A 14,007-nucleotide genomic window follows, 5' to 3' on the forward strand; every position below is an offset into this window, starting at 1 on the left:
AGACGGGCACGCCGTGCACCTGGCCAGTGGGCGGCGCGGTCGGGCCGGGCGGCCGTCGCGGGGCCCGGACCGGTGACGTCCCGTCGGTTTGTCGGCCTGTCTCAACTCCCCTCCGCCGGGCATGTTTCCGCTGGTGGGAGCGTGTTGTCAGTGGTCGCCCCTACGGTTTTTGCCATGACGCGATCTGTGCAGGCCGTGGCCTATCGACGACCCTCCGTGCTGGAGTCCTCCGCGGGCGGACAGCGCCTGGGGCTGGAGACCTCCCAGGGGGCGACACCGTCCGGGACGGTGGACCATCCCCGGTTCTTCGCGGGCTTCCTGACGTCTCCACAGAAGGCGTCGGCGGCCCTTCTCGCGGTGGCCGACGTGGCCGCCGCCCGCTACTACCAGCCGCAGTTGCGCGCCTCGCTGGACCCGGTGGTGACGGGCAACGGCGACCGGCTCCGCTTCGAGTCCTTCTCCGGCTGCGGCGGGGTGTACGCCCGCCTGGACGTGCTGGAGGCCGGCCTCGACGGCGGCGAGGTGGGTCACGGCACGACCAACGTCGACGTCAACGACCCCCTGCGCGAGGCCCTGTCACGCATAGGCGCCGACGATCCGCTGCACCTGCGGGTCGGCCCGGAGGAACTGGCCGTCACCACCCTGGACGGGCCGGTCGTGGAGAAGAAGGTGCCGCTGCCGGACCGGTGGCTGCGCGGTTTCGCGGAGGCCCAGGTGATCGCGGCCGGCTTCGATCTGCGGGCCGAACTGGACGCCGCCGAGGCGGTCCGCTTCCTGCGCTCGCTGCCCGGGGGCAGCAAGAGCACGGCGGCGGCCCCGCGGTGGGTGGTGCCGTCCGGGCGCACCCTGCGGCCGACCACCCGGGCCGTCCCCGGCGCGGTCTGCCTGCCCGGCCCCGAGCGGCTGATCGCCCTGCGCCGCGCCCTGCGCCACGCGACGTCCCTGCGGGTCTACGGGCCCCATACCACCCAGGGTTCGGCGGCCACCGCCTCCGCGTGGGAGCTGGTCCTGCCCGGGATGCGGCTGACGCTCACCGTGTCCCCGGACGCCTCGCGCGGCTTCTCCGGCGAGGGCGGGGTGCTCGACGCCCTCGCCACCGACGAGGCCGCCGACGACGCCGAGCTGGTCTCGGTGCTCCTCGCCTGGGAGCCCCGCATCGACATCGCCGACCTCGCCACCGCCTCGGGCCTGAGCGCCGAGCGGGTGCGCGCCGCGCTGGTCCGCCTCGGCACCTCGGGGCGGGTCGGGTACGACACGGCGGAGGCGGCCTACTTCCACCGGGAGCTGCCGTACGACGCGAAGCGCGTGGAGCGGCACAACCCCCGGCTCCGCTCGGCCCAGGCCCTGGTCTCAGCGGGCGCGGTCGCCCTGGACGGACCGGTGGGGACGGTGACCGCCGAGGACGGCCATGCGCACCGGGTGCGCGAGGCCGACGGGGTGCTGACGTGCAGTTGCCTCTGGTGGGCCAAGTACCGGGGCGGGCGCGGCCCCTGCAAGCACGCGCTGGCGGTGCGGATGGCGCGGCGCGGTGCCGCGGCACGGAAGACGGCGACCGGGACCGAGGAGAACGCGTGATGACGACGGCGACGAAGACGGCGCCCACGACGGCAGCCCCGGCCCCGGTGGCCGCGGCGGTGCTGGACGCGGTGCGGGGCGGACGGACGGCCGAGGTGGTGCGCCTGCTCGACGGCGTGACCGACGCCGAACGACGGGCGTTGTTCCCCGCGTTGAAGGAGCTGCGCAAGGAGCTGAGGGCGGCCCGCTGGTCCGCGGAGGTGCGCCGGGCCCATCCCGCGCTGCACGCGGCCGGGGCCGCCTGCCAGACGGGCGCGGTGGCCGTGGCGAGCTGGCTCGCGGCGAGCGACATGCGCTGGTCGCAGGCGCGGCCCGCGGTGCTGATCGACCTCCTGGGCGACCGGGACCCCCGCTGGCTCGCCGACGTGGTGGAGCGGCTCGCCGCACGGCCGTTCACCGCGCGGGTCCCCTACGAGCTGATGTCCGGGCTGGCGCGGCTCTCCGGGGCCCCGATACCGACGACGGACGCGTATGTGCGGGCCTGGGTCGACTCGGTGAACCGCGCCAGGAGGCGCGACGACACGATCCTCGACCGGCTCCGCGCGGAGCCGCGCCTGAGGGAGCTGGTGGCCGCGCTCTTCCGGACCGACGGCCTCGGCTCCTGGCTGGACTGGCCGTCCGGCGACGGCCCCGACACCTGGACCGGCGCGCTGTACCGGCTCGTCGCCGACGGCACGCTCGACCGGGCGGCGACGGTCGACGCCTGCGTGGCCCGGCTGCTGCGCGGCGGGAACGTCGTCGACCAGCGGATCTTCCTGCGGCTCCTGCGGGAGCTGGCGCTCACCCGGGAGGAGGAGCGGGGGCGGGTCTCCGACTGGCTGGCCCTCGCCACGGACGGACCGGCACCGGTCGCCGCGCACGCCCAGTCGGTGCTTAGTGCCCTCGCCCTGGACGGGGAGGTGTCGCCGCGTCACCTGGCGGAGCTGACGGACGCGGTGCTGTTCCGTCCGGAACGGAAGCTGGTACGGGCCCAGCTCGTGCTGCTCGGCAAGGTGCTGACCCGAGACCCGTCGGCGGCCGGGGAGGTGCTGCCGGCCGTGGCCCAGGGCTTCGGCCACGAGGACTCCGACCTCCAGGAGCGCGCCCTCAAGCTGGTCGAACGGCACCTCGGCGAGGCCGCCGCGCCGGAGCTGCGGGCCGGTCTCGCCGAGGCCGCCGGACAGTTGGTCCCCGCCCTGCGCACCCGCGCGGCCCGCACCCTGGGAGTGACGCCCGCGCCGCAGGAGCCGGCGGGGCACACGGAGGTGCTGCCTCCCGTCCCCCGGCCGGACCGCCTCGCCCCGGCCCCCGGGTCCGCCGTCGAACTCGCCGAGGAGATCAGCGCACTGCTGGCGTCCGGCGGGGACGTGGCCACCTTCGAACGCGCGCTGGACGGCCTCGTCCGGCACGCGCACCGGGACCGGCAGGAGCTGCTGACCGCGCTCGAACCGGTGATCAGCCGCCGTTGGTGGGCCGACCCCCAGCGGTTCCGGGACCGGAACGCGGTGGCGTCCTACTTCGAGCGGCGCCACTTCCCGCTCGACACGGGCGGTGGGTTCGACCTGCTGCTGGCCACCCTGACCGGTGCGGCGCGCGCCCGGGGCAGTCATTCCCCGGCCGGCCCCTGTGCGCACGACTCCCTGACCCGGCCCTTCGAGTCCCGGCTGGAGGAGATCGCGCGGCGGCTGCTCGACGACCCCTTGCCGTTGCTGCTCGCCACACCTTCCTGGAGCACCGGAGTGCTGGAGCCCGGCGAGCTGGTGGACCGGCTGGAGACCTGCCGGCGCCTCGGCACGCGGATCGCCCCCGTCGACTTCGGACAGGCCCTGCTGCGGGTGCGCCGCACCGACCGCGGCGCGGCCGGGACCGCGGCGGAACGCGCGGCGGCGCTCGGCACCGAGGAGGGCACGCGCCTCGCGGCCTGGCTGACCACGCCCGAGGCGCCCCTGCCACGGGTCAGCCGCCTCACCTCCGACACCCGCGTCCTGGTCGAGACGGAGGCGGCCACCGGGCTGCCGGAGGACCTCCCCGAACCGCTGCGTCGACTGCGCGCCCCGCTCGGCGCCGACCGCGCCCGCGGCTACTGCTACCACTGGTACAGCGGCGCCCGTCAGCACTGGCTCGCCCTGCTGCCCGAGCAGCCCGAGCTGGTGGCGGCGCGCATGGTGCGCGATCTGTCGATGGCCGCCGTGGACGACGAGCGGGGCCCCTGCGCGATACTCCCCCGCCTCGTGGAGGCGGAGGGGCCGGCGGGCGAGTCCGTCCACCTGTGCCTGGCGTACGGGCTGGGGGCGCGGCACGCCGAGGACCGTCTCGCCACCGTGGACGCCCTGCTGGTGCTCGCGGCGCGCGGCGGACTCGACCACGGCCAACTGGGCGCCGACCTCGGGGAGCTGGTGCGGTCCGAGGCCGTCAAGCCGCTGCGGGCGGCCGACGCGCTGCGGACGGCCGCGGCGACCGGGGCGCACCGCACTGTGTGGCTCGTGCTCCGCCGGGCGCTGCCCGGTCTGCTCGCGGACCTCGACGCGTCGGTACCGGCCCGCGGGCTCGGGGACCTGCTGGCCGTGGCCGCCGAGTGCGCCGAGCGGACCGGGGCCCGCGGCGACCTGCCCCACCTGGCGCGGGCGGCGGACCGGCGCGGTGCGTCCCGGCTGGTCACCCAGGCCCGGCGGCTGCGCCACGCGCTGACGGACGGTGCGCCGGCGGGCGGAGCGCGAGCCGAGGAGGTGGCCGTGTGAGGCCCGGCGCCGAGGCCACCGGGCCACCGGGCCACCGGGCCACCGGGCCACCGGGCCACCGGGCCACCGGGCCACCGGGCCACCGGGCCACCGGGCCACCGGGCCATGTAACACCGCAAAGTGCGGCAAAGGCCATGGAAAGGCTCTTAACCCATCGGACACAGGGCGTTCTCGATCACGCAACACGGTTCGTTCACCGTGGAGGCATGAGCCCAGACATGACTGAGGTGGCGGACGTCGTGACACACGCGGTCGAGTACGGCCCCGGTGTACCGGTCATGCTCGTGGCCTCGGTGCTCGCGCTCCTCGCCACGGCGGCCTGCTCCGCCCGGCGGGCCCGGCGCCCCCGGACCGACCGGCCCACGGGCGTCCCCGGCCCGGCGGACGTGACCGGCGCGGGCACCGGCACCGGCGACGGCTCCGGGCCGCTCTCCCGCCTCCGGAAGACCGACGCCACCGCCGGTGCCACGTCCGCCACCGCGCCCACCGCGCCCACCGCCGACACCCGCACCCGCACCCGCACCGGGCACGGAAACGGCGTCCGGGACGGGGACGGGGCCCTGTGGCGGATGCGGACGACCGTACGTGACACGCCCGGGTCGCTGGCCGCGCTGTGCACGGCACTCGCCGACCGGGGGGTCGACATCCTGAGCCTCCAGACGCACCCGCTGGCCGAGGGCACGGTGGACGAGTTCCTGCTCCGGGCGCCCGGAGCGCTGACCGGGGACGGACTGGCCCGGGTGGCGTCGGCGGCGGGCGGCACCGACACCTGGACCGAGCGCGCCGACGCGCACGATCTGGTGGACACCCCGGCCCGGGTCCTCGGCCTCGCGGCCCGTACGGCGCTGGACTCGGCGGAACTCCCCCTGGCCCTGCGTCAGTTGCTCGGGCGGTGCGGTATACGGACCCGGCCCGCCCCCGTCTCGGGGGAAGCAGACGTACCGGAGGAGGGCGTGTTCGAGGAGACGGTGCTGCGGCTGCGCGCCCCGGACGGCGGGGTGATCAGCGTGGAACGGCCGCATCCGCCGTTCACCCCGGCCGAGTTCGCGCGGGCCAGGGCCCTGGTCGCGCTGGACGCCCGGCTCGGCTCCCGGGCCCCGGCCGACCGGGAGGCGACGGCGCTGCCCCGGGCCGGCGTCACCCTGGGCGGGGCCGGCGCCCAGGACCTCGACGCGGCGCAGGCCATGCACCGGCGCTGCTCGGCGCGGACCCTCGGGACGCGCTACCACGGCCCGGCCGAGGAGGCCGACCGGTACCTGCGCCACCTGCTCGGCCCGCACCACGGCCGTACCGTCGCCGCGCGGACCGGCTCGGGGCGGATCGTCGCCCTCGGCCATCTGCTGTGGGACGGGGACGAGACGGAGGTCGCGCTGCTCGTCGAGGACGCCTGGCAGCGGCGCGGCATCGGCACCGCCCTGCTGGCCCGGCTGGTGGAGATGGCCGTCGAGGCGGGCTGCGCGAGCGTGTACGCCGTGACGCGGGCCTCCAACACGGGGATGGTCGCCGCGATGCGCGGGCTGGGCCTCCCCCTCGACTACCGGATCGAGGAGGGGACCCTCGTCCTCACCGCCCGCCTGGACGCGGTCCCGGCCGCGCCGCGCCTCCCGCACGGGGAGCGGGTCGGCCGGGACTGACCGGGCTCACGTCACTCGGCCAGGACGGGCCGCGCCTCCGCCTCGACGTCCCCCGAGACCTCGACGCCCCCTGAGACCCCTGAGCCCCCGGCAACCCCAGCGACCCCGGCAACCCCGGCGCCCCCGTCGGCCGCCCCCGGTTCCCCGAGCGCGGTGTCCAGGTCGGCCCACAGGTCGTCGACGTCCTCCAGGCCCACCGACAGCCGCAGCAGCCGGTCGCTCACCCCGGCGCCCCGCCGGTCGTCGGCGTCCACGATGCGGTGGCTGATGGAGGCGGGGTGCTGGATGAGCGTGTCGACGCTGCCCAGGCTCACCGCCGGGGTGATCAGGCGCACCCGGGAGATCACCTCGTGCGGGTCGCCGTGGACCTCGAAGGAGACCATCGCCCCGCCGAGCCGCGGGTAGTGGACGCGGGCCACGCGCGGGTCCCCGGCGAGGCGCCGGGCGAGGTCGGCCGCGTTGGCGGAGGCGGCGCGCACCCGGACCGGCAGCGTGGACAGTCCGCGCAGCAGCAGGTAACCGGCGAGCGGGTGGAGCACGCCGCCCGTGGCGAAGCGGACCTGCCGCAGGGCCCCGGCGAACTCCTCGTCGCAGGCGACTACCCCGGCCAGCACGTCACCGTGTCCGCCGAGGTACTTGGTGGCGCTGTGCAGCACGATCCGGGCGCCGTGTTCGGCGGGCCGCTGGAGGACGGGCGTGGCGAAGGTGTTGTCGACGAGCAGCGGCACCGAACCACAGGCGTGGGCGACGGCCCGCAGGTCGACCTCGGCGAGGGTGGGGTTGGCCGGGGACTCCACCAGCACCAGCCCGGTGTCGGGGCGCAGCGCGTCGGTGATGCCGGCCGGGTCGGTCCAGGTGACCTCCGTGCCGAGCACGCCGGCGGTCAGGAGGTGGTCGCTGCACCCGTACAGGGGGCGTACGGCGACGACGTGGCGCAGTCCCGAGGCGGCGCGGGCGAGCAGGACGGCGCTGAGCGCGGCCATGCCGCTGGCGAAGGCGACCGCGGACTCGGTGCCCTCCAGCCGGGCGAGGGCGGTCTCGAAGCGGGCGACGGTCGGGTTGCCGAGCCGGCCGTAGACGGGCGGGCCGTCGGGGTCGGCGCCGGTGGCGGCGAAGGCGTCGATGCGGGCGGCCTCACCGCGGCTGTCGTACGAGGGGTACGTGGTCGACAGGTCGATGGGCGGGGCGTGCACTCCCTGGGCGGCGAGGTCGTCGCGCCCGGCGTGCACCGCCTCGGTGGCCAGGGCCCGGCCCCGAGACGGGGTCGCGGTCGCGGTGGAGCGTACGTCGGCGGCGGGTGGCGTGGGCGTGCGCGCAGTGTCCATGGCCGAAGGGTGAACAGCGCCCGGATCTCCGGGACGGGATGCCGTGCTACGTTCGGCCGATGGCCGATTCCGTCGTACTCGATCCGGTCGATCTCCATCTGCTGCGGCTGTTGCAGAACGACGCCCGGACCACCTACCGGGACCTCGCCGCGCAGGTGGGGGTCGCCCCGTCGACCTGCCTGGACCGGGTGACCCGGCTGCGGCGGGCGGGGGTGATCCTCGGCCACCGGCTGGAGCTGGACCCGGCGAAGCTGGGGCGCGGGCTCCAGGCCCTGCTGTCGGTGCAGGTCCGCCCGCACCGGCGGGAGCTGGTCGGCCCGTTCGTCGAGCGCATCCGGGCGCTGCCGGAGTCGCGGACCGTCTTCCACCTGACCGGGCCGGACGACTACCTCGTCCATGTCGCCGTCGCGGACATGGCCGACCTCCAGCGGCTGGTACTGGACGAGTTCACCTCCCGGCGCGAGGTGGCCCGGGTGGAGACGCGGCTGATCTTCCAGCAGTGGGAGTGCGGGCCGCTGCTGCCGCCGCCCGCCACGCCCTGAGCGAAATCCGGGCACCGGGGCGCCGCGGCCGTACCCGGCGGGCTGACGCGGCACCGCTATCCGTACGAGGATGTCCGCATGTCAGAGACGAAAAGCCCGCTGCCCCGCGAGGTCGCCGACGCCTATGTCGACGACCTCATCGCCCTCGACCCGGTCACCGGTACCTACCTCGGCGTGCAGGAGAGTTCCGGACGGCTGCCCGACTTCTCCCCGGCGGGGCAGGAGGCCCTGGCGGAACTGGCCCGGACCACGCTCGCCCGGCTCGACGAGGCGGAGCGCCGGCCCGGCGGCGACAGTGACGTGGAGCGCCGTTGCGCCCGGCTGCTGCGCGAGCGGCTGACCGCCGAACTCGCCGTGCACGAGGCCGACGAGGGGCTGCGTTCGGTCGGCAACATGGGCACCGCCGCGCACTCGGTGCGGGAGGTGTTCACGGTGACGCCGACGGCCACGGACGAGGACTGGTCGCGGATCGCCGAGCGGCTGCGCGCGGTGCCGGACGCGCTCGCGGGCTACCGCGCCTCCCTCGCGCTGGGTCTGGAGCGCGGGCTGTACGCGGCGCCCCGCCCGACGGCCACCTTCGTCGGGCAGCTCGGCGAGTGGGCGGACACCGGGGAGGGGCGCGGCTGGTTCGAGGACTTCGCGGCGGCCGGCCCCGAGGCGCTGCGCGCGGAGCTGGACGAGGCGGCCCGGGGCGCGACCGCGGCCGTCGTGGAGCTGCGGGACTGGATGCGGGACGTGTACGCGCCCGCGATCGCCGGCGCCCCGGACACGGTGGGCCGGGAGCGTTACGCGCGCTGGTCGCGTTACTTCAACGGCACCGACCTGGACCTGGACGAGGCGTACGCGTACGGCTGGGCCGAGTACCACCGGCTCCTCGCTCAGATGAAGGAGGAGGCGGAGAAGGTCCTGCCCGGCGCCGGGACGCCGTGGGTGGCGCTCGCCCACCTGGACGAGCACGGACGGCACATCGAGGGGGTCGACGAGGTCCGCGAGTGGCTCCAGGGCCTGATGGACCAGGCGATCGAGTCGCTGGACGGCACCCACTTCGAACTCGCCGAGCGGGTGCGGAAGGTGGAGTCGCGCATCGCCCCGCCCGGCAGTGCGGCGGCCCCGTACTACACGCCGCCGTCGGAGGACTTCTCCCGGCCCGGCCGGACCTGGCTGCCCACGATGGGCCAGACCCGCTTCCCGGTCTACGACCTGGTGTCGACCTGGTACCACGAGGGCGTGCCGGGCCACCACCTCCAGCTCGCGCAGTGGGCGCACGTGGCGGGCGACCTCTCCCGCTACCAGGCGTCCGTCGGCATGGTCAGCGCCAACGCCGAGGGCTGGGCGCTGTACGCGGAGCGGCTCATGGACGAGCTGGGCTTCCTCACGGACGCGGAGCAGCGGCTCGGGTACCTGGACGCGCAGATGATGCGGGCGCTGCGGGTCATCGTCGACATCGGCATGCACCTGGAGCTGGAGATCCCGGCGGACTCGCCGTTCCACCCGGGCGAGCGGTGGACGCCGGAGCTGGCGCAGGAGTTCTTCGGCGCGCACAGCAGCCGTCCGGCGGACTTCGTGGAGAGCGAGCTGACCCGCTACCTGACGATCCCGGGACAGGCGATCGGCTACAAGCTCGGTGAGCGCGCCTGGCTGCTGGGCCGGGAGAAGGCGCGGGCGCGGCACGGTGACGCCTTCGACCCGAAGGCATGGCACATGGCGGCCCTCTCGCAGGGCTCCCTCGGCCTGGACGACCTGGTGGACGAGTTGTCCCGCCTCTGAACCGGCCCGCGCGGCGGCCCGTCGTGCCCCGTCCGTGGGATGCCACGCGAGGGAGCCCGGCGGGCCGCCGCCGGTACGGGACACGCCCGGGGTGCTCCGTGGCGTGCGCTGGTGCCGGCCGTCGGCGAGTCGCCCGCGGGCTACGGCTCCCGGCCATGGTCGGGGACGACCCGCCGGCCGACGGCGGGGGGCCGTCAGCCCGCTCCGCGCTGCCTCAGCGTCGAGCCCGACCGGTCCTTGACGACCTCCAGTTGGGCGTGGACGCGGCGCCGCAGGTCGGCGACGTGGCTGACGATGCCGACGCTGCGGTCCCGCTCGCGCAGCGAGTCGAGGACGTCGAGGACCTCGTCGAGGGTGTGTTCGTCGAGGCTGCCGAAGCCCTCGTCGATGAAGAGGGTGTCCAGCCGCACCCCGCCGGCCTCGTCGGTGACCACGTCGGCGAGGCCGAGCGCGAGGGCCAGGGAGGCGAAGAAGGTCTCGCCCCCGGAGAGGGTCGCCGTGTCCCGTTCGCGGCCGGTCCAGGCGTCGACGACGTGCAGGCCGAGGCCGCTGCGCCCGCGCCCGGTGCGGTCGTCGGAGTGGACGAGGGTGTAGCGACCGGAGGACATCTGCCGCAGCCGGGCCGTCGCGGCGGCGGCGACCTGCTCCAGCCGGGCGGCCAGCACGTACGACTCCAGTCGCATCCGGCGTTCGTTGTCCGCCGAGGTGCCCGCGGCGAGGGCGGCGAGCCGGGCGACGCGCGTGTACTCCTCGCGGAGCGGGGCGAGCCGACGGACGGCGTCCGTGACGCGTACGGACAGCCGGTCGAGTTCGGCGCCGCGCCGGGCGGCGTCGTCGCGCGCGGAGGCGGCCTCGCGCAGCCGTCGGGCCGCGTCGGCGGCGGCGCGTTCGGCGGCGGGGAGGTCGGCGTCCGGGCGCCGGGACGCGGCGGCGGCGTCCTCCTCGGCGAGGCCGGCGCGGACGGCGGCCTCCTCGTTCTGCCAGTCGTCCAGGCGCCGTTGCAGTTCGCGGTGGGCGGTGTCGTCGAGGAGTGCGGCGGCGGCCTCGCCGGGCGTGTCGAAGCCGGCCCGGAAGGCGGCGTCGGCGAGGCGGGCGTCGGCGTCCTTGAGCCGCCGGGCGGTGTCCTCGGCGGTACGGACGGCGTCGGCGGCCTCGGTGAGCAGCTCGGCCCGGCGCTCCAGCCGTCCGGCGCGCTCGGCCACACTGTCGGCGCCGGCGCGGGCCTGGGCCAACTCCTCTTCCAGGGTGGCCAGTTCCCGGTCGAGCCGGTCGCGGGTGCCGACGCGGGCGGCGGCGCGGAGGGCGGCCTGCTGCCGGGCCTCGGCGCGCTGTTCGCGTTCCGCCTCGGCGCGGCGCAGGGCTTCCTGGGCGGCGTGGAGTCCGGAGGCGAGGGCCCTGGCCCGCGCGTGCCGGCCCTCCAGGTCGGCGGCGTGATCGGCCAGTTCGGCGGTGGGGGTGTCGCCCGCCTCCTCGGTGGCGGCGGCGAGGGCCGTCCGTACGGTGGCCTCGTGCTGTTCGGCGGCGGCACGCGCGGCGTCGGCACGCCGGCTGGTGTCGAGGGCGCTTTCCTCGGCGTCGCGGTCGATGTGACCTGCGTCCTTGCGGGCGGGCGCGGGGTGTTCGGTGGCGCCGCAGACCGCGCAGGGCCGGCCGTCGGTGAGGTGGGCGGCGAGTTCGGCGGCGATGCCCTGGAGCCGCTGTTCCTTGAGGCGGAGCCAGTGGTCGCGGGCGGTGACGGCCTCTTCGGCGGCGGTGAGCGTGCGCTGCCGGGCCGCGTCGGCGTCGGCGGTGAGCCGGTCGCGGTCCCGGGCGGCCTTCAGCCGCCGTTGCGCGGATTCGCGCCGGGCCGCGAGCTGTTCGGCCTGGGTCACCGCCGCCAGGGCGGTGTCGACGCGGGTCTGGAGGTCGGCGCGGGTCTGTTCCCAGTCGTCGAGCCAGGTCTCGGCGTCGTGCCGGAGGTCTTCGTCGTCGCTGTCCTGCCGGTCGAGGGTGGCGCGTTCGGCGACGAGGGCGGTGAGGCGCCGCTCGGCGCGGCGGGCCGACTCCAGGGCGCCCAGTTCCTCGGCGGCGCGGCGGGCGGCGGCGGACAGTGCGTCCGCCCCGGCGTCCGCGAGGGTTTCGGGGAGCCGGGCACGCGCGTGCGTCTCGGCGGTGGCGGCCCGCCGGTGTTCGGTGTCGGTGGCGTCCCGCAGCTCCAGCGCGGGGGCGACGGTCTCGGCGCGGCGGGCGCGCTCCCGGCGTTCCCGCGCCTCGCGGTGGTCGTCGGCGCGTTCGGCGAGTCGGGCGGCCCGTCGGCGTGTCTCGGCGTACCGGTGCTGGAGGCGGTGCAGTTCGCGCGTGTCGGCGAGGTCGCGTTCGGCGGTGGCCTGCGCGGACTCGGCCGCCGCGAGCCACCGGTCCGCGATGGTGAGCTGTTCGCGGGCGGTGCTGCGGGCGACGGCGGCGGCGCTGAGGACGGCCTCGGCCAGCCCCGGTTCGCCCGGTGCCGCCTCGGGCAGCTCCATGGCGTCGCCGGCGACCTGCTGCATGCGGTGGGCGTCGGCCAGCAGCGCGGCGTCGCCCTCCCGTACCCGGGTCTCGGCGCCGCGGCGCCGTTCGGTGAGGCGTTTTTCGACCTCGGCGAAGCGCCGGGTGTCGAAGAGGCGGCCGAGCAGCCTGCCGCGGGCCTCGGCGTCGGCGCGCAGGAACCGGGCGAAGTCGCCCTGGGGCAACAGGACGACCTGGCAGAACTGCTCGCGGCTCATGCCGAGGAGCTGAGTGATCTCCTCGCCGATCTCCTGGTGGGAGCGGCTGAGGTCCTTCCAGGTACCGGCCGCGGTGTCGTACTCGCGGAGGGAGCTGTGAGCCTTGTCGACCGTCGTGCCGGTGCCGCGCCGCTTGGGGCGTTCGAAGGGCGGCTGCCGGGTGACCTCCAGCCGCCGTCCGGCGACGGTGAGGTCGAGGCGCACCTCGGTACGGGTGCCGGCGGCGGCGTGGTCGCTGCGCAGGGTGGCGCCCTGGCCCGACTGCCGGGCGCCGGGGACGGAACCGTAGAGCGCGTAGCAGACGGCGTCGAGGACGGAGGTCTTGCCGGCACCGGTGGGGCCGTGCAGCAGGAAGAGCCCGGCGGCGGACAGCTCGTCGAAGTCGACGCTCTGCGTTCCGCCGAAGGGGCCGAAGGCGGTCAGGTCGAGCCGGTGCAGCCTCACAGGGCCACCTCCCGCAGCGTCTCGTCGGCCCGGACGGCGTCGAACGCGTCGCGCAGGACCCGCTGTTCGCGGTCGTCGGGACCGGCGCCCCGCACATGGGCGACGAAGTCCTCGGCGACCTGCTGGTCGCTGCGGCCGGCCAGCCGCCGGGCGTAGGAGACGTCGGGGTCCCCGGGGTCGCGTTCGGGGGCGAAGACGAGGCTGAGGGCGTGCGGGAAGCGGGTGGTGAGGCGGGCCATGGGGTCGGCGGGCCGGACGGGGTCGGTGAGGGTCGCCTCGACCCAGGCGTCCTCGTACCGGGCCAGCCCCGGGTCGGCGAGGAGGTCGTCCAGGGTGCCGCGCAGCCGGGCCAGCGGGCGCGGGACCGGGCAGTCGACGCGCTCGGCGGTGACGGTGCCGGCGGCGTCCAGGTCGACGAGCCACATGCTCTTGCGGTGGGCGGCCTCGGAGAAGGAGTACGGCAGCGGGGAGCCGGAGTAGCGGACGCGCTCGGTGAGGGTCTGGGCGCCGTGCAGGTGGCCGAGGGCGACGTAGTCGACGCCGGTGAAGACGCCGCGGGGCACGGCGGCCACTCCGCCCACGGTGATGTCCCGTTCGCTGTCGCTCGGTTCGCCGCCGGTGACGAAGGCGTGGGCGAGGACGATGGAACGGGTGCCCGCGGGGCGGCCGGCGAGGTCGGCGCGGACCCGGTCCATGGCGGCGCCGAGCACGGCCTCGTGCCCGGCCTTCTCCACGCCGAACTCGGCGCGCACGAGGGCGGGTTCCAGGTACGGCAGTCCGTAGAAGGCCACCGGTCCGTGCGCGTCCTCCAGGACCACGGGGGTGCCGCAGCCGGCGGGGTCGGTGCGCAGGTGGACGCCCGCGCGGTCGAGGAGTCCGGAGCCGACGCCGAGGCGGCGGGCGGAGTCGTGGTTGCCGGAGATCATCACCGTGGGCACGCCGAGGCCGGCGAGCCGGTGCAGGGCGTCGTCGAACAGCTCGACGGCGGCCAGCGGCGGCACCGCCCGGTCGTACACGTCCCCCGAGACGACCACGGCGTCGACGGCCCGCTCCCGCGCGGTCGCCACGAGGTGACCGACGAACGCGGCCTGGGCGTCGAGCATGCTCACCCGGTGGAAGGACCGGCCGAGGTGCCAGTCGGATGTGTGCAGAATTCTCAAGACGCCCCTCCGACCTGCATGTCTCCCCCTACGTCACCCTGGTCCCGGTACCGAACCTGCACGGTCGGCGTTGTCGGCACCGACCACGCTTTCGCCCTC

At 76.2% G+C, this 14,007-nt stretch carries 8 protein-coding genes; 5 read left to right on the forward strand and 3 right to left on the reverse strand.

Translation table 11 applies throughout. The features are described from left to right. Window positions 1–174: 174 nt before the first annotated feature. The 3 genes from J5Y05_RS29470 (at window position 175) to J5Y05_RS29480 (ending at window position 5,926) form a co-directional block, all read left to right on the forward strand. Window positions 175–1,575: an SWIM zinc finger family protein gene (locus J5Y05_RS29470; RefSeq protein ID WP_210876350.1), complete on the forward strand. Its 1,401-nt coding sequence runs from the start codon at window positions 175–177 to the stop codon at window positions 1,573–1,575. Continuing rightward, entirely contained in the window at window positions 1,575–4,292 is a 2,718-nt protein-coding gene (locus J5Y05_RS29475; protein ID WP_210876351.1) for a DUF7824 domain-containing protein, read from the forward strand. Before J5Y05_RS29470 ends, J5Y05_RS29475 begins: the two co-directional genes overlap by 1 nt. 218 nt (window positions 4,293–4,510) lie before the next feature. Further along, window positions 4,511–5,926 (forward strand): GNAT family N-acetyltransferase, encoded by a 1,416-nt coding sequence (locus J5Y05_RS29480; RefSeq protein ID WP_210876352.1) that lies wholly within the window; start codon window positions 4,511–4,513, stop codon window positions 5,924–5,926. Window positions 5,927–5,937: 11 nt separating this feature from the next. Here the strand turns inward: J5Y05_RS29480 and J5Y05_RS29485 are convergent, their stop codons facing one another. Continuing rightward, on the reverse strand, window positions 5,938–7,251 hold the full coding sequence (locus J5Y05_RS29485) for a trans-sulfuration enzyme family protein (RefSeq protein WP_247615534.1): 1,314 nt from the start codon (window positions 7,249–7,251) through the stop codon (window positions 5,938–5,940). A 59-nt stretch (window positions 7,252–7,310) separates the two neighbouring features. Here J5Y05_RS29485 and J5Y05_RS29490 point away from each other — a divergent pair, with 59 nt between their 5' ends. Next, entirely contained in the window at window positions 7,311–7,793 is a 483-nt protein-coding gene (locus J5Y05_RS29490) for an Lrp/AsnC family transcriptional regulator (RefSeq protein ID WP_210876353.1), read from the forward strand. 78 nt (window positions 7,794–7,871) lie between these two features. Beyond that, window positions 7,872–9,560 carry a DUF885 domain-containing protein gene (locus J5Y05_RS29495; protein WP_210876354.1) on the forward strand — a complete coding sequence of 563 codons (1,689 nt, stop codon included), beginning with the start codon at window positions 7,872–7,874 and terminating at the stop codon, window positions 9,558–9,560. A 194-nt stretch (window positions 9,561–9,754) separates the two neighbouring features. Here J5Y05_RS29495 and J5Y05_RS29500 read toward each other — a convergent pair whose 3' ends face one another. Beyond that, complete coding sequence (locus J5Y05_RS29500) at window positions 9,755–12,748, reverse strand: AAA family ATPase (RefSeq protein ID WP_210876355.1); 2,994 nt, start codon at window positions 12,746–12,748, stop codon at window positions 9,755–9,757. Beyond that, entirely contained in the window at window positions 12,745–13,908 is a 1,164-nt protein-coding gene (locus J5Y05_RS29505; RefSeq protein ID WP_210876356.1) for an exonuclease SbcCD subunit D, read from the reverse strand. The genes J5Y05_RS29500 and J5Y05_RS29505 overlap by 4 nt, the downstream gene beginning before the upstream one ends. Window positions 13,909–14,007 lie beyond the last annotated feature (99 nt).

The sequence above is a fragment of the Streptomyces tagetis genome (assembly GCF_018069565.1).
Classification (GTDB): domain Bacteria; phylum Actinomycetota; class Actinomycetes; order Streptomycetales; family Streptomycetaceae; genus Streptomyces; species Streptomyces tagetis.